We start from the raw sequence: 16,573 nt of genomic DNA on the forward strand, positions 1-16,573 counted from the left end.
GAGCCTGCTCGCGAATGCGGTATGACAGACGACGTCAATGTTGGATGTACTGGCCTCTTCGCGAGCAGGCTCGCTCCCACATTTTGAACTTCGGTCTGAGCGCTGGCATCGCGCAAAAAAAACGCCACTCAGAATCGAGTGGCGTTTTTTTTATCCGGGTAGTGCAGGCGCTAGATCATCGGCGAACTGCTGACCACCCGCAGTGCCAGCCCTTCGTAGGCGTCCAGGGTGATGGTGAACTCACCCTCAGGCGTGAGATCGCCTTCAACCCGCTCGTTGATAATGTCGACCACCGGCCCCGGAGCAATGTTGGGCAGGTGCAGGGTTTCGGTGATCGGCGTCGAGCCGAAGTTCAGCGCGGTGATTTGCGTGCCTTTGCCGGCCGGCAATTCGTGAACCATGATCAGCAGCCCCGGGTGCTCGACATCCGGCACCAGGATCTGGCGACTGGCGGCGATATCGTAGGCGCGGCGCGCCGCGAGAATTTTCTGCAGCTGCGAGGCGAACGAATCGGGGTCTTCCAACTGACTGATCAGGCTGCCATACAAGGTTTTCGGACGCGGCATCTGGCCCGCCGACAGCGGCGCATCCGGATTCAGATCGACCAGATCGTAAGCACCGCGATGAATCCAGCGGGTATCGCCATCGAGCATCAAATCCGCGACCTGCTCCGCCGGCAACGGCAAGGCACCGACCAGGTCCCAGCCTGACAGTGCAAACACACCGGGTTGCATGGCGTTGTACATCACCAACAGCAGATGGACCTGGCGAATCTGCCGGATGTCCGCCGGGGTTATTGCCTCGAGGTCGCGAATGCCCAGCGCCGCGGTGATGATGCTGGCGGTGGTGCAGGACACGCCATTGGTGACGAATTTCAGGTTATAGGGCGCGTGTTCCCCGGCCAGGCGTTCGTACATCTGCTCGCGGATGTGTTCGCGCAAGATGTTGCCGGGAAAGGTCTGGCCCTGGTAGAGAAAGGTATCGTGGGCGTGCAAGGTCCAGAAATGCACCAGTTCCAGGGTCAGTTCGTCATGATTCTGCAAGGCATGGATCAGCGAGCCCGGATCGATGCCCAGGTTGTGCATCTGCCGCAGCATCAGGCGCAGGAATTCGGTATCGCCCATCAGCAAGGCATGCTGGTAGGCCGGTCGGGTAATGAAGTCATACGACAGGTCGGCCCCACCGTGGGACATGGAGGCAATGTCGTCGACCGTCAGGTTCAATTCCTGAAAACTGAAGCCGCCGGCCTTGCGAATCGCGCCACCGAGCAACTGGTTGCCAGTGATCGACAACGGATGGCTTTCGGACCAGGCGGTGCCATCGAGCTTGCGTTCGACGCCGAGGAAGCCGTTGGCATCCAGGCGCAGAATCTTCGCGCCCATGACATCGATTGCATGCAGTGCATCGCCGATGATCATCTGTTGCGCGGCGAACGTCGGGTCCAGCCAGTTCAACGACGGCTGCCCCTCCTTGAAGTAATGCAGGTAGACCCAGCGCCGCGGTTTGCCATCGACACCGATCACCACCGGAGTCGCGCTCCAGTCGGTTTCCTTGACCCCCGGCTCGAAAAAGATCACCCGCTGCAACTGGCCGACGATGTAATGTTTGTCCCGCAGAATGTCGACCTGTGGCGGGCTGAGGTTCTGCGCATCGCGCCCCTCGGCAATCTCCGGCAGCAGCGGCCAGTCCTCTTCGCGGATCTCCACCATGTGGTAGAGCCCCGGATAGTCCTCATACGCCATTTCGGCCAGGCGGAAATCCGCGCCTTTGCCGGTGTGCGAAGGGATAACGTCATCGATGATGACCGCATTGTGGGCGGCCGCCATGCGGGTCAGCGCGTGGAGCTGGGCGTCGGTACCCAGTTGCGGGTCGATATCGAAGCTAATCCGGTCAAAATTGCCGTCGATGGTCGGGGTGAATTCGCCGCCCTTGAGGCCGCCGGAGCGCTTAAGCGGGCCATTGTGAATCCCCTGGATACCGATTTTCGACAGTGTGTGCCACAGGGTTTCATCGCCCAGCGCTTCGAGCACCGTGCCGTTTTCCCGGGTGATGATCGACGCCGGGTACGCGGTGAACCACACCGACGCCAGGGCAGAAGCATCACGGGGCCGGGTATGGGCAAAAGGCTGTTGCCACATCCGGCCTTGCCCGGAATACAGCTTGGCCCGCTGCCTGGCGACATGCAGCATGGATTGCTCGACCAACCAGGTCACTTGGTTCTTTTCAGCAGCCGTCATATACACAATTACCTATTGTCGGGGTGGAACCGCAATCGGCCATTGCATCGGTATCAATGGCTCCGCTCGTCTTCATATGAGGCCCAGGTGTGGGATTCGTTGCATCGACCGGGTGAATCCGGGTCAGACACTGCGATGATGCCGCAAAACACCGGGCACCCTAGGCCAAGCGGACGCAAGACAGGAAGGGTGGCGCGGCTCAATCAGACAGCCGCGCCGAAAGGATCAAATGAAGTAGCGTACCAGGTAGGTTTTTTCCACTGGACCCGGGTTGTCCGAAGTCCCGCCCAGTACCAGCCGGCGGCCTGATTGCAGGACCGAACAGCGGGTAATGTCCGGCCCTTCATCTACATTGGTCATCTTGAGGCCGGTACCGCAACCGAACGCAGGATCGAGCTTGCCTTCGGGCAGGAAGCGCCCCACCAGAAAACGGGTTTCATCCCCGGCATAAGGCACCCCGGTCAGGCCACTGGCGGCGATAGTACCGTCGTCCTGCACGTCACCCCAGATCCAGCGGCTGCCATGACTGCTCGCAGGAACGAACAAGGCGCGCCCTTCATTGAATGACGGGTCCGGGCAGCCGCGCCCGGTCAGGCCGATCACCACGCTTTGATAAGGCCGGTCATTGGTAGCGCCGAAACCGAGCAGGCTGCCCGTGGCGGTTTCGATGACGTGGTACAACTCCAGGCCACGCCACTGGCTGCCGGCATCCTCCCCGCCGACAAGGACAAAACCGCCGGTACCGAATCGGTCGTCCAGACAGCCATCCTCATGCAGACGTGCGAACAGACCATCATCATCGGTCGCGCCCCACACCACCAGCTTGCCGTCGGCCTGCAGCATCAAACCTTCGATCCAGATCTGCGGCTCGCCCGCCAGGGTCAACAGACGATAGCCGCACCCCTGGAAACTGGTGTCCAGCTCGCCGTCGGCATGCAAACGGATCAACAGCCCGCTGGGGTCGCCGTTTTCGTCGAATCGGGTCGCCGCGATCATCAGCTTGCCGTCCGGTAATTCGATCACGCCGTAAGGCTCATCATTTCCCGAGGCGCCCGGTAAGCGAATGACGGCCTTGCCCCCCTCACCGAAGTCATGATCGATGTGACCGTCCCGACCGATACGGGTAAGCACCGGACAGCTGACGTCTGCGCTGCGATCCTCGGCCAACAGCACGCAGGCTCCGGACCCGCGAAGGGCGATCAGGGCAACCGGCACCGCCGCATGGCCCGCACCCAGTGGCGCCATGACGAAACCACCGTCGCCATAGTCGCGGTCAAGCACACCATCAGCTGAAAGCCCGGCCAACGCCACCTGATGACGCCCTGCCACGCCGATACGCGCAGCGACAATCAGTTGGTCTTCGCAGGGTGAGACCAATGCATAGGCACCACTCGCCTCGATTCCGGGAAACTGGATCTCGACCTGGCCTTGCGTCCCGAACAGGGAATCCCTGCGGCAGATGTGTTCTTGGTTAACGTTCATATTTCTTCCTTGCTTGATTTCGGGGCATCCCCCACTTGAGGGACTTATTAAGCCCAAAATCGCCGCCGCTAAATACCTGTCAAACTGCCTCCAGATGTGACGGTCGGCCACTTGGCCAACTACCGCCTAAGTACCTTGCACAAGACCATTCTTCATAACCGTTTCCTGACATGTAGACTTTGTCAGCAGCCCGGTGTCAAGCGTCCCAAGGGGCCACTGCGTCAACGTCAATGGCATAGCGTTCAATGGCTTCGGCACAGACGCTGGCGTCGAGACGCCCCTCGTATACCAGTGAAGTCAGTGCACTCAAGACGATCTGGTAGCGGTCCACTTCGAAGAACTTGCGCAGCTGACTGCGGGTATCGCTGCGGCCAAATCCGTCGGTGCCGAGAACGGTGTAACGAGCCTCGAGATAGCTTGAGACCAGCTGGGGCAAGGCGCGCACGTAATCGGTACAGGCGATGACCGGCGCCGAGTCGTCGAGGCATTCCTGAACATGACTGCATCGCGCAGGTTGTCCGGGATGCAGGCGATTCCAACGTTCCACTTCACGGGCATCACGGGCCAACTCGGTGAAGCTGGTAACGCTCCAGACCTGGCTGGCAACGCCCCAATCGCTGGCCAACAACTGCGCGGCGGCAATCACTTCGCGCAGGATGGCGCCGGAACCCAACAGTTGGACTGTGCCACAGGCATCCTCGACTTCATGCCGGACGAACAGATACATGCCCTTTATGATCGCCTGTTCGACGCCTTCGGGCAGGTTGGGCTGCGGGTAGTTTTCGTTCATCAGGGTGACGTAATAAAACTCGTCCACCTGACGTTGCAGCATCTGACGCATGCCGTGATCCAGGATCACCGCGAACTCACCGGCGAACGCCGGATCGTAGGCGCGGCAGTTGGGCACCATCGACGCCAACAGGTGGCTGTTGCCGTCCTGGTGCTGCAGCCCTTCGCCACCCAGCGTCGTGCGTCCCGCAGTGGCGCCAAGCAGAAACCCGCGGGCTCTTTGGTCCGCCGCCGCCCAGATCAGATCGCCAATGCGCTGGAAACCGAACATCGAGTAGTAGATGTAAAGCGGCAGCATCGGCAGGCCATGCACCGAATAGCTGGTCGCGGCGGCCACCCAGGAACTGATGGCACCGGCCTCGCTGATGCCTTCTTCGAGAATCTGCCCGTCCAGGGCTTCCCGATAACTGAGGATCGAACCGATGTCCTCCGGTTCATAGCCCTGCCCCACGCTGGAATAGATACCGATCTGCTTGAACAGGCTGGCCATGCCGAAAGTGCGCGCCTCATCCGCCACAATTGGCACGATTCGCGGCCCCAGTCGCTTGTCCCGCAGCAAACCGCTGAGCATCCGCACGAAGGCCATGGTGGTGGACATTTCCTTACCTTCGGCGGCGATGGCAAACCCGGCGTAGCTGTGTACATCGGGCACAGTCAATGACGCTGAGGTGGCAGGCCGCGAAGGCATGTACCCGCCCAGTGCACGGCGGCGTTCATGCAGGTAGCGCATTTCGGAACTGTCTTGCTCGGGCTTGAAAAAACTCAGCGAGATCGCCTGCTCATCGGTCAACGGTAGGTTGAAACGGTTGCGGAACGCGAGCAATGCCTCGTTATCGAGTTTCTTCTGCTGGTGGACGGTCATCCTGCCCTGCCCGGCCTCCCCCATGCCGAAGCCTTTCTTGGTCTGCGCCAGGATCACCGTGGGCTTCTTGCCCTCAAGCATTGCGCTTTGATACGCGGCAAAGATCTTGACCATGTCGTGCCCACCGCGCTTGAGGTGGTCGATCTGCTCGTCGGTCAGGCCTTGGGCCAACTGCGCCAACGCCTCGTTCTGGCCGAAGAAATAATCGCGATTAAAGCGCCCATCCTTGGCCGCGAATGTTTGAAACTGGCCATCGACAGTGCTGGACAAGGCCTGGACCAACGCGCCGTCTTTATCCCGGGCAAACAGTCCGTCCCAGTCGGAGCCCCAGACCAGTTTGATAACATTCCAGCCCGCACCGCCGAACAGCGCCTCCAGCTCATCGATGATGCGCCCGTTGCCCCGGACCGGACCGTCCAGGCGCTGAAGGTTGCAGTTGATCACCCAGACCAGATTATCCAACCCTTCACGCGCCGCCAGGGTCAGTGCCGACATGCTTTCCGGCTCATCCATTTCACCGTCGCCAAACACGCCCCAGACGGTGCGCCCGGAGGTGTCTTGCAGGCCGCGGTGCTCCAGATAGCGCATAAAGCGAGCCTGGTAAATCGAACTGATCGGACCAATCCCCATGGAGCCGGTCGGGAACTGCCAGAAGTCCGGCATCAACCAGGGGTGCGGATAACTCGACAACTCCCGGGCGCCATTGGCGCGCGCACCAATCTCTTGCCGATAGTGCTGCAGATCCTTTTCTTCCAGGCGTCCTTCGAGAAAGGCCCGGGCATAGACGCCTGGCGCCGAGTGCGGCTGGTAGAACACCAGATCACCGCCAGAGGTGTCGGTGCGCGCCTTGAAGAAGTGATTGAAGCCCACTTCAAACAGGTCCGCGGCGCTCGCGTAACTGGCGATGTGTCCGCCCAATTCGCCATAGGCGTGATTGGCCCTGGCTACCATCGCCAGGGCGTTCCAGCGCATGATCGATGCCAGACGCTCTTCGATCGCCAGGTCTCCGGGGAACACTGGTTGCTGCTCAACGCTGATGGTGTTGATGTAAGCAGTGCCATGGCGGGGCCGCCAGCCGAGGTCCGAACCGCTTGCCACGGTCACCAGCATGTCCAGGATTTGCTTTGCCTGTGCCTTGCCGCCATGGGCGATGACAGATTGCAAAGCGTCACGCCATTCAGCGATTTCTTGAGCGTCTTCGGTTGTCTGGCCCGGCAATTGGGCGTGAAGATCGGACGGATTCATGGGCATCTCCTGCGAATGTCGGGTAACGCTTCAAAGGTGGCGCGATGGGCTCACTCGGACGACGCTTCAGACTTGCTCTACCGCGACAACGACGGATCCTGTTTGGATAGTTGATCCAGTAAAAGAATAGTCATGACATGGACGAGGAGACGTCGCACGCTTGCAATGCAATTTTTTCGCCCGTCACACCGCTTTCGCGAGCAGGCTCGCTCCCGCAGGGATTCCATGGCGAAATCGGATGTTTGGGATGCGCTTACAGCGCATCAGAGCTGGAAACCGTGCCCGATCAACCCCACCAACACCCCACCCGCTTCACTCAGCTCCCCCGGGGCCAGCATCAGGCGCAGTTCATGCACCGGCAGTTCAGGCAACCCGTCTGCCGTGGTCAACACGCGCATGCCTGGTCGTACTTGGGCGCGGTCGACGATGCCGACGGCCAATCCAGCCTCGATGGCGGTTTCCAGTGCGGTTACCCCGGCGCTCATAATAACCACCCGCCAGCGCCGGCCCAGTCGGGTCAGCGCGTCGACCGCCACACTTCGGTAGGGGCAGCCCTTGCCATGCAAAGCCAAAGGCACCGGTTTGGCGAGATCCAGCCGGTAGTCGTGGGCGGCCACCCAAACGGGTTGGGTGACGCCCAAGGTCTTGATGCAGCGCGCATCGGGCGCAATCACCTCAACCGGCTCCACCAGCAGCGCCATGTCCAGTTGCCCCCGCTGCAGGCGAGCGTTCAAGCGCCCACTGGAGCCGGTTTCGACCTCCAGTTCAATGTAGGGAAAATCCGCCGTGAGATGAGGCAGCGTACACCCCAGTACCGCCCCGGCGTACTCCTCGGAAATGCCCAGCCTGACGCGGCCACTGGCGACCGGTGCGGCAAAGCTGGCGAGCATTCGGTCGTGAAGCAACAGCAGCTCGGCGCTTTGCAGGGCGAAGCGACGGCCCAGCGGCGTCAGGTTGACGGTCTGGTTATCCCGCTCCAGCAAACGTCCCCCGGCCAGGGCCTCCAGGCGCCGCACATGCAGACTGACCGCCGACGGGCTTTTGTTCAAAAAGCTCGAGGCCGCCAGGAATTGCCCAAAGCGCACGATCGCATGAAAGGTGCGCAGCAGCTCAATATCAATCGTCTCGGACATGATTCAGAAATCCTGCACCAGTGGTGCTGATCGTATCGTTTGATTGCATCAGCGCTTCATTCATACCATCGAACTGAGCCCACTGTCAGGTGCGATTCGATGAACGTCAAACACCCCCGCTTATCGCTGTTGACCAGCGGCTTGCTGTTGTTGGCCATGGTCGTCAGCTGGAGTTCCGGTTTTATCGGCTACCGGTATGTGGCCGATCAGGGCAGCGTTTACCTGGCTACCCTATGGCGCTTCATCCTGGCGGCAGTCGTGTTGCTGCCCTTCGCCTGGAAGGGATTGCGCGCCTTGCGCGGCCGCGATCTGTTGCATCAGGGGCTGTTGGGGCTGTTCGCAATTGGCGGCTATATCGGACCGATCGCCGCCTCCATTCAGCTGGGAGTGGCGCCAGGCACTGCCTCGCTTATCGCCAATCTGTTGCCACTGTCGATCGTGGTGTTGGCCGGCAGCGTGCCCGGGCAGCGCACGCGCGGCTGGCAGTGGTTGGGGCTGGCGCTGTGTCTGACCGGCATGCTGGTGGCCAGCGCGGCCAGCGTCGAATGGGGTGCCACTGATCTGCGGGTTTATGGCTTGCCACTGCTGGCAGTCCTGTCCCTGGCGGCGGCTACGTTGTTCCAGAAAGCACGGCCCGGGGCCTCGATGTCCGGCCTGACGGCGCTGTTCATCCAGGTCTGTGCCGTGGTCCCGGTGTTTGCCGGGCTGGCGGCGCTGGAAGGTGAAATAAGGCCACCCGCCAGTGCCGGCTTTGCCGGGGGCGTGGTATGGCTGGTGGTCTTTGCAACGCTGGGTGGCTACGGATTTTACTGGCTGTGCCTGCAGCGTTTCAGCATTCAGCGCATCAGTGGCGCCCTGTTCCTGACACCGCCGGTGACCATGATCTGGGCATGGCTGCAGTTCGGCGATCCGTTGGGCAGCAGTGCCATGGTGGGAGTCGCGTTGACCCTTTTCGGATTGCCACTGCTGGGGATGGTCCCCCGTGCATGCAATGGCGGATCGACTAACCCAAGGCAGTATCCAAAAACATCATGACCCCAAACCCCATCATCAACCCCAGCGTGGCAGGCGTTTCATGCCCGTTGCGATGCGTCTCGGGAATCACTTCATGGGAGACCACGAAGATCATCGCGCCAGCCGCCAGCCCCAGGGCAATCGGATAGCCCAAGGCAAACCCGGAAGAAACCCCAAGTCCGATCACCGCGCCCAAGGGTTCCATCAGGCCGGAACCGACGGCCACCAGGGCGGCCCGCAGCGCCGATATCCCGGTCACCCGCAGCGCAAGCGCGATGGCAAGGCCTTCGGGGATGTCCTGTATTGCGATTGCCGTCGTCAGGGGCAGGCCCACGGTCATGTCGCCATCGGCGAAGCTGACGCCGATGGCCATGCCCTCGGGCAGGTTGTGCAGGGTAATGGCCAGGACAAACAGCCAGACCCGGTTGATCCGTTCAACCTCGGGCCCTCGCCTTCCGCTCTTCTGGTGTTCATGGGGCACAAAGCGATCCAGGCCGACCATCAGCGCCACGCCCAGTGCCATCCCGAACACGACGACAGCGGCAGCGACCATCTGGTTGTCAGTGATGGACTGTGCAGCGGCAATGCCGGGGAGAATCAGCGAGAAGGAACTGGCCGCCAGCATCATCCCGGCGGCAAAGCCGAGCATCATGTCCTGGGTACGCACAGCCACTTCACGCAACACCAGCGCCAGCGCGGCGCCCAGGGCGGTCGCCGCGAAACCGGCAGTGCCGCCCAGCATCGCAAAGCGCAGGACCTCGGTGTTTGCGCCGGTCAGCGCGCTATAGCCGCTGAACAGCAACAGGCCTGTGACGATGGCCAGGATCAACCAGAAACAGGCGCTCTGCCAATTTCCACTGCGAATCTGCTCAAACCATGTGCGCGATGCATTGGCACCGGACGACGCTGGATCTGCCATACAACCTCCTATCGACTGTTCGACCGCTTGCGGCCTGCCCCTGAAGTCATCGGTAGCAACTGCCTTGATATGCGCTGTGCGTCGCGTTCGAATGCCTTCGCCGTGGCGCTGAACAAACCGGACAGGTCCAGGGAGCTGTCCCCGGATGCCCTATTGAAATTCGAAGCCATGTCATTCACCCCATAGTCACTTAGTAACAGAAAGTCACCGCACGCCTCAACAGCGTGCGGTGAACAGCGTCATGCTTGCTGCTTCAACTGGACACCCGCGCCCAGGTCCGCACCCGTCAGCGGATCGCTGTCGGGGTCGGACATGGTGCGGGCTTTCATGTCCATCAGCAGCGCGTCGTCCTCGGCGCTCAGCTCGACACTGGCGGTGCCATCGCCACCGTCGACGGCTGGCATCGGTTCTTCCACGTATTCCCAATCGTCGCCCTGGTTCCACGGCCCGCGGGTGCTTTCTTCGCCCTGGGACAGATTGAAGTAGACGTTCGTGAACTCGGGCATGCCGGGCAGCTTGCCTTGCGGGAAGTTCGGCTGGATCGAGTGCAAGGCCTTTTCAAAGGACAGCTGGTGGGCGATCTCGCGCGTCATGAGAAACCCCAGGGCTTCCTTGACGCCGGGATCATCGGTGATATTCATCAAGCGTTCGTAGACGATTTTCGCCCGCGCTTCGGCCGCGATGTTGGAGCGCATATCCGCGGTGGGCTCGCCGATGGTGTCGACATAGGCGGCCGACCATGGCACGCCGGCGGAGTTGGTGAGGGGCGCACCGGCCCCGTACAACAGGCTGGTGATGTGCGAGTCGTTGCCGGCACCGTTGATCGCACGATACAGCTCGCCCTCCTCCTCCACGCCTTCGGCCATCCGGCCTTTGGCGCCTTTGTTGAGCATGACGATAATCGAGCCGACGATCTCCAGGTGACTGAGTTCTTCGGTGGCGATGTCCATCAGCAGATCCTTTCTTCCCGGATCATCTTCGGCCAGTGCCTGGGTGAAGTATCTGGACGCCGCTGCCAACTCGCCTTGTGCCCCGCCGAATTGCTCGAGTAACAGGTTGGCCAACCCAGGATTGGGTTGGGCCACGCGCACGGTGTATTGAAGTCGTTTGTTATGTAGAAACATGACGAATCTCCTCAGGTCTAAAGGCGTCGCTACTCATCCGGTGTCGACCGAATGCGCCGCCCACAGTTATCTGAAGCGATTGCCCGATTGAAAATTTGAAAAAGATTTTTGAGTCGCGACAGGCGGTATTGAACAGCGATCAATACGAAAAATTGCCGCCAGTCGTCGGCGGTATGCCCTGCGATTACAAACTTCCGGGAGCCCTTCACTTTCTATATCGCACAGCGCAAACGCGTGCCGCCAACAGCCCCGGAACGGTGTCAGCAGATCAGAGATTCTCGCAAGGGATGCCAAAGTGAATAGCAAGATGCGCCTGCCCTGGCGCACCTTGTATCGGGAGGGAGTGTCAGGCGTTACAGCTCCAGCGGACGATCGCCATGCTCGTCCTTGATGCGGGTCGGCAGGCCCATCACATCCAGCGCCTTGAGGAACGGCTCGGCCGGCAGCTCTTCGACGTTGACCATACGCTGTACGTCCCACTCGCCACGGGCGACCAGCAGGGCGGCTGCCACCGGCGGCACGCCAGCGGTATAGGAAATGCCCTGGCTGTCGGTTTCCGCGAAGGCGTCTTCATGGTCGGCCACGTTGTAGATGAACACCTCGCGCGGCTGGCCATCCTTGGTGCCCTTGACCAAATCGCCGATGCAGGTCTTGCCGGTGTAGCCGGGTGCCAGCGAGCTCGGATCGGGCAGCACGGCCTTGACCACTTTCAGCGGCACCACTTCCAGGCCTTCGGCAGTCTTGACCGGTTGCTCGGAGAGCAGGCCGAGGTTCCTGAGCACGGTGAACACGTTGATGTAGTGCTCGCCGAAGCTCATCCAGAATCGCACGTTGGGCACGTCGAGGTTCTTCGACAGCGAGTGCACTTCATCGTGGCCGGTCAGGTACAGGTTCTGCGCCCCTACCACCGGCAGGTCGTCGGTACGCTTGACTTCGAACATGGTGTTGCTGGTCCACTGGCTGTCCTGCCAGCTCCACACCTGTCCGGTGAACTCGCGGAAGTTGATTTCCGGGTCGAAATTGGTGGCGAAATATTTGCCATGGGAACCGGCATTGACGTCGAGAATGTCGATCGAATCAATGCGGTCGAAATACTGTTGTTGCGCCAGCGCCGCATAGGCGTTGACCACACCCGGGTCGAAGCCCACGCCGAGGATGGCGGTGATGTTCTTCTCTTTGCACTCCGCCAGATGGTTCCACTCGTAGTTGCCGTACCAGGGCGGTGTCTCGCAGATCTTGCCCGGCTCTTCGTGGATCGCGGTGTCCAGGTAAGCCACGCCGGTATCGATGCACGCACGCAGCACCGACATGTTGAGGAAGCTGGAGCCGACGTTGATGACGATCTGCGAACCGGTTTCGCGGATCAGCGCCTTGGTCGCTTCGACATCCATGGCGTCCAGCGCAAAGGCCGTGATTTCAGCGGGCTCTTTGAGGCTGCCCTTGGCCTTGACGCTGTCGATGATGGCCTGGCATTTGGAGATGTTGCGCGACGCGATAGCAATACGACCGAGTTCATCGTTGTGCTGCGCGCACTTGTGGGCCACCACCTTGGCGACACCTCCTGCACCAATGATAAGTACGTTCTTCTTCAATTTATCTAACTCTCCTCTGCGCCAGCTTACGAAAGGCTGGACATGTAGTCGTTGTAACCAAATTCGCGAACCACCTCGACACTACCATCAAGTTGTTTCACTACGATGGACGGCATTTTCAGGCCGTTGAACCAGTTCTTCTTGACCATGGTGTAACCCGCGGCGTCGATGAACGACAGCCGATCGCCGATTGCCAGCGGACGATCAAATTGGTACTCGCCGAAAATGTCGCCGGCCAGGCAGGATTTGCCGCACACCATGTAGGTGTGGTCGCCTGCGCTCGGGGCCAGCTTGGCATTGAGGCGATAGATCAGCAGGTCGAGCATGTGCGCTTCGATGGAGCTGTCCACGACCGCCAGGTGCTTGCCGTTGTAGAGGGTGTCGAGCACGGTGACTTCCAGCGACGCGCTCTGGGTGATGGCGGCTTCGCCCGGCTCCAGGTAGACCTGCACGCCGTATTTCTGCGAGAAGGCCTTGAGGCGCGCGCAGAACTCGTCCAGCGCATAGCCTTCACCGGTGAAGTGAATGCCGCCACCGAGGCTGACCCACTCGACCTTGTGCAACAGATGCCCGAATCGCTCTTCGATGGTGCACAGCATCTGGTCGAACAGGCCGAAGTCGCCGTTCTCGCAGTTGTTGTGGAACATGAAGCCGGAGATCTGCTCGATGACCTGCTCGATCTTCACCGGGTCCCACTCGCCCAGGCGACTGAACGGACGCGCCGGATCGGCCAGCAGGTAATCCGAACTGCTCACCTGCGGATTGACCCGCAGACCGCGAACCTTGCCCGCCGACGCTTCGGTGTAGCGCTGCAGCTGGCCGATGGAGTTGAAGATGATCTTGTCGCAGTTGGCGAGCATCTCCTCGATCTCGTCATCGGCCCAGGCCACGCTGTAGGCGTGGGTCTCGCCAGCGAACTTCTGGCGACCGAGCTTGAGTTCGTAGAGCGACGACGAGGTGGTGCCGTCCATGTACTGCTGCATCAGGTCGAACACCGACCAGGTGGCGAAGCACTTGAGTGCCAGCAGGGCCTTGGCCCCGGACTGTTCGCGCACATAGGCGATCTTCTGCATGTTTGCCAGCAGTTTCTGTTTATCGATGAGGTAATACGGCGTTTTGATCATTTCGAGGCGCCTCCGGCAAGGCCAGCCAAAAAAGGATGCGCATTGTGCCTTCACTTATTACATATCGAAAGAGCAGAATGCTTGGTTTGCTGATTGTCGAGTGGCGTCTACCCGGTCGGTGGAATCGAAAATGCAGCGCCTGGTGCCCCTCAAGCTGACGAATGGTGTTATTTTTGGAAATGTTCTGTTACATCGATCCAACATTTCCCACCAACAGCCTGCAAAGGAATGCCCAGCCATGGATTTATCACTCAAGCACCTGGCCGCCACCACCCTGATACTGGCCAGCCTTGCGTCGTTCACCACGCCAGCGTACGCCAATATCACCCCGCAACAGAGCGCGACCATCCTCAAGACCTTCAGTGACGCTTCGGTCACGGATTTCAGGCAGTTCCTGGGAGGCCTGGCCAAGAGCGATCTTGCCAAAACCGACGACCTCGGCGCAGCCATCAGTACCTTCCTCGACAACAAGACCCTTACCCCTGAACAGCAGAACGATATTCATCGCCTGCTGGGCCTTTATGCACGGGTGAAATACGGTAACGCGGCCAACGAGACCCTGCGCGAGCTGGTGGCCATCCCGACCTTTCGCGTGGACGGCGTTGCCCAGCACGACAACCCCGAGTTCATCAAGATCGCCGACAAGCTCAAGGGCCTGGCCCAGGCGTTCAACCTGAACTTTCGCAACATCGACAACCGCGTCTATGAAATCTCCCTGGAAGGCAGTGGCGACGAAGTCGTGGGCATCCACGCGCATGCCGATGTGGTGCCCGTGACCCCGGAAAACTGGGTCCTGAAAGACGGCACCCGCCTCGATCCGTTCAAGGTCACCCTGATCGGCGACCGCCTGTACGGTCGGGGCACCGAGGATGACAAGAACGGCATCGTGGTGGCGCTCTACGCCATGAAGGTGATCAAGGAAGAGAAGCTGCCTCTGGCGAGGAATTTCAAGCTGCTGGTGGACACCACCGAGGAAACCACCGGCGACGCCATCCCCTACTACTTCGAACGTAACCCGACGCCCAACTACAACCTGGCACTCGATGGCAGTTATCCGGTGGTGATCGCCGAGAAAGGTTATGGCACCGTCATGGCCAGCTTCACCCGGCGTGCCGCAGAAGGCAAAGGTGCCGAAATCACCTCAATGACCGGCGGGCTGGCCACCAACCAGATTCCGTCGACCTCGGTTGCCACCCTGGTGACCGACCAACCCGCCGAACTGGCCGCCAGCCTGCAGAAGGCCGGTGCCGATTATGCCAAGCGCAATGGCGGCAACTTCGAGGTGACCGCCAAGGTCGTTGGCAAGGACGTCCAGCTGACGGTCACCGGCGTTTCCGCCCACTCCTCCGAGCCCGAATCCGGCGTCAACCCGGTGGCCAGGATGCTGGACTTCATCAACAGCCTCGAGGGCAAAGTCGCGCTCAAGCACAACCACATCACCGACGCAGCCCGTTACGCCGCCGACAACTGGGGTCTGGACTATCTGGGTGGCAAACTGGGCGTGGGCTTTTCCGATGCCTTCATGGGGCCGCTGACCGCCTCCCTGACCTATGTCGGGATGGACGAAAAAGCCTTCAAGCTCGCGGTCAACCTGCGAGTGCCGAAGGGCAAGTCGCCGGAAACGCTCAAGAGCGAAATCGCCGGCAAGCTTGGCGCCTGGAGCAAGAACACCCACATTGCGCCGACCTTCGACTACTCGATCGCCGAGCCTATGTACCGCAACCCCGAGGGTGAATGGGTCAAGGCGCTGCTGGCCGTGGCCAGTGAAAACCTTGGCATGGAACACAAGTACGGCACCTCGGCCGGCGCCACCTCGGTCCATGAACTGCCCAATGGCGTGCAGTTCGGCCTGGCCAGGCCCGAGCTCAAGTACACCGGCCACACCGACAACGAGTTCAAGACCGTCGACCAGTTCCTGCTGGACCTGCAGATCGTGACCGAGATGCTGGGGCGGATCGGGCAGTTGCCGAAGCTCTGATGGCCTGTCGGACCCGCTGTTCTGGCGGGTCCAACTCGTTGATCGGCTTGGTCCCGTCGTGATACCGAGCAGCGCCGTGCTTTTGTAGGAGCAAGCTTGCTCGCGAAGGCCTCAAGGGCGACGCGTTAATTCAGGGAACACGCATTATCGTTGACGTCCAGAACCTCTTTTATCCAATTACGACCCTTACACACCGAAAGCGACACCTCATCCCACAGACGATTGACGCCCTCCTCCACGTCCTATTAAGTGCTATTTATCCGCATTAATAGGATAAATCAAAAAACATGCTCAGTCGCCCGATCCGCCGCAAACGCCAGAAGCTGTCCGATGTGATTGTCGAGTCGGTCAAGCGCTCCATCGTCACTGACGCGCTGCGCCCTGGCGACCGTTTGCCCACCGAGCGCGAGCTGATGGAAAGTTTCCAGTGCTCCAAGGGCTCGGCGCGTGAAGCGCTCAAGGCCCTTGAGGTCGAAGGTCTGGTCAACACCCGCACCGGTCCCAGCGGTGGCGCGTACCTGAATGAAGCCGGCACCGAACCGGCCAGCCGCGCCTTGCGCAACTACCTGCATTTCCAACACCTGGACGGCGAGCAGGTGTACCAGCTGCGCAAGGTCATCGAAGTGGAACTGGCGGTGTCGGTGATTGGCCGCCTCAGCGCGGCTGACTTCAAAGCCCTGCAGGACAACGTCGATTTCTGCAGTGCGCCGGAAGACAGCGAAGCCGGCCAGCGCGAACAGCGCCTGGCGGAATTGGAGTTCCACAACCTGCTGGCCCGTGCCTGTCCCAACCCGCTGCTGGCGTTCATGGCGCAATTTCTCAATGACCTGCTGCGCGATCTGGTGGTGTTGAAGAAAGCCTACAAACCCAAACGCAAGCAGTTCGACGCCGCCAACCTCGACTACCACAAGCGCCTGCTGAACGCCTTGCAAGCCGAGGACGAAAACAGCGTGCGCAAACTGATGCATGAACACATGTGCGATGCCGAGCACCACATGAGTGCCCTCGAAGGTGAAGTCACCCGCCACTTTTTACTGGAGTTCGATCACACCCACTGAAGTCCGCTGCGACCTC

The 16,573-nt window shown here is 60.6% G+C and carries 11 protein-coding genes; 3 read left to right on the forward strand and 8 right to left on the reverse strand.

Features of this window, described 5'->3' with window-relative positions; all coding sequences use genetic code 11:
• Window positions 1-170: 170 nt before the first annotated feature.
• The 4 genes from treS to ACA041_RS17400 form a co-directional block, all read right to left on the reverse strand.
• Window positions 171-2,237, reverse strand: a complete 2,067-nt coding sequence (gene treS, locus ACA041_RS17385) for a maltose alpha-D-glucosyltransferase (RefSeq protein WP_497434514.1) — start codon at window positions 2,235-2,237, stop codon at window positions 171-173.
• A gap of 225 nt (window positions 2,238-2,462) precedes the next feature.
• The gene (locus tag ACA041_RS17390; RefSeq protein WP_497434519.1) at window positions 2,463-3,719 is read right to left on the reverse strand and encodes a hypothetical protein; all 1,257 of its coding nucleotides are present in this window, start codon (window positions 3,717-3,719) and stop codon (window positions 2,463-2,465) included.
• A gap of 196 nt (window positions 3,720-3,915) precedes the next feature.
• The gene (gene mdeB / locus ACA041_RS17395; protein ID WP_497434521.1) at window positions 3,916-6,615 is read right to left on the reverse strand and encodes an alpha-ketoglutarate dehydrogenase; all 2,700 of its coding nucleotides are present in this window, start codon (window positions 6,613-6,615) and stop codon (window positions 3,916-3,918) included.
• Between the two features lie 263 nt (window positions 6,616-6,878).
• Entirely contained in the window at window positions 6,879-7,748 is an 870-nt protein-coding gene (locus ACA041_RS17400; RefSeq protein WP_497434523.1) for a LysR family transcriptional regulator, read from the reverse strand.
• Window positions 7,749-7,847: 99 nt separating this feature from the next.
• On the opposite strand from ACA041_RS17400, the gene ACA041_RS17405 reads away from it, so the two are divergent.
• The gene (locus ACA041_RS17405; protein WP_497434527.1) at window positions 7,848-8,783 is read left to right on the forward strand and encodes a DMT family transporter; all 936 of its coding nucleotides are present in this window, start codon (window positions 7,848-7,850) and stop codon (window positions 8,781-8,783) included.
• Here ACA041_RS17405 and ACA041_RS17410 read toward each other — a convergent pair.
• The 4 genes from ACA041_RS17410 to ACA041_RS17425 all read right to left on the reverse strand — a co-directional run bounded on the left by ACA041_RS17410 (window position 8,752) and on the right by ACA041_RS17425 (window position 13,521).
• Window positions 8,752-9,681 carry a ZIP family metal transporter gene (locus tag ACA041_RS17410; protein WP_497434531.1) on the reverse strand — a complete coding sequence of 310 codons (930 nt, stop codon included), beginning with the start codon at window positions 9,679-9,681 and terminating at the stop codon, window positions 8,752-8,754. The genes ACA041_RS17405 and ACA041_RS17410 overlap by 32 nt on opposite strands.
• Before the next feature lie 239 nt (window positions 9,682-9,920).
• A complete protein-coding gene (locus ACA041_RS17415) occupies window positions 9,921-10,805 on the reverse strand; it encodes a manganese catalase family protein (RefSeq protein ID WP_497434536.1) in 885 nt (294 codons plus the stop codon).
• A gap of 353 nt (window positions 10,806-11,158) precedes the next feature.
• Window positions 11,159-12,397, reverse strand: coding sequence for a saccharopine dehydrogenase family protein (locus tag ACA041_RS17420; protein ID WP_497434541.1), 1,239 nt, complete (start codon window positions 12,395-12,397; stop codon window positions 11,159-11,161).
• Window positions 12,398-12,423: 26 nt separating this feature from the next.
• On the reverse strand, window positions 12,424-13,521 hold the full coding sequence (locus ACA041_RS17425) for a carboxynorspermidine decarboxylase (RefSeq protein ID WP_497434545.1): 1,098 nt from the start codon (window positions 13,519-13,521) through the stop codon (window positions 12,424-12,426).
• Window positions 13,522-13,759: 238 nt separating this feature from the next.
• On the opposite strand from ACA041_RS17425, the gene ACA041_RS17430 reads away from it, so the two are divergent.
• Together ACA041_RS17430 and ACA041_RS17435 are read left to right on the forward strand one after the other, a co-directional pair.
• Window positions 13,760-15,499 (forward strand): dipeptidase, encoded by a 1,740-nt coding sequence (locus ACA041_RS17430; RefSeq protein ID WP_497434550.1) that lies wholly within the window; start codon window positions 13,760-13,762, stop codon window positions 15,497-15,499.
• Between the two features lie 287 nt (window positions 15,500-15,786).
• Entirely contained in the window at window positions 15,787-16,557 is a 771-nt protein-coding gene (locus tag ACA041_RS17435) for a FadR/GntR family transcriptional regulator (RefSeq protein WP_497434555.1), read from the forward strand.
• The last annotated feature ends 16 nt before the right edge of the window (window positions 16,558-16,573 follow it).

Source organism: Pseudomonas sp. LBUM1676, from assembly GCF_059695605.1.

Coding starts and splice junctions, on each gene's coding strand:
- ACA041_RS17400 (WP_497434523.1), bottom strand. CDS start 7,748: ATGTCCGAGACGATTGATATTGAGCTGCTGCGCACCTTTCATGCGATC.
- mdeB (WP_497434521.1), bottom strand. CDS start 6,615: ATGAATCCGTCCGATCTTCACGCCCAATTGCCGGGCCAGACAACCGAA.
- ACA041_RS17410 (WP_497434531.1), bottom strand. CDS start 9,681: ATGGCAGATCCAGCGTCGTCCGGTGCCAATGCATCGCGCACATGGTTT.
- ACA041_RS17430 (WP_497434550.1), top strand. CDS start 13,760: ATGGATTTATCACTCAAGCACCTGGCCGCCACCACCCTGATACTGGCC.
- ACA041_RS17435 (WP_497434555.1), top strand. CDS start 15,787: ATGCTCAGTCGCCCGATCCGCCGCAAACGCCAGAAGCTGTCCGATGTG.
- ACA041_RS17425 (WP_497434545.1), bottom strand. CDS start 13,521: ATGATCAAAACGCCGTATTACCTCATCGATAAACAGAAACTGCTGGCA.
- ACA041_RS17390 (WP_497434519.1), bottom strand. CDS start 3,719: ATGAACGTTAACCAAGAACACATCTGCCGCAGGGATTCCCTGTTCGGG.
- treS (WP_497434514.1), bottom strand. CDS start 2,237: ATGACGGCTGCTGAAAAGAACCAAGTGACCTGGTTGGTCGAGCAATCC.
- ACA041_RS17415 (WP_497434536.1), bottom strand. CDS start 10,805: ATGTTTCTACATAACAAACGACTTCAATACACCGTGCGCGTGGCCCAA.
- ACA041_RS17405 (WP_497434527.1), top strand. CDS start 7,848: ATGAACGTCAAACACCCCCGCTTATCGCTGTTGACCAGCGGCTTGCTG.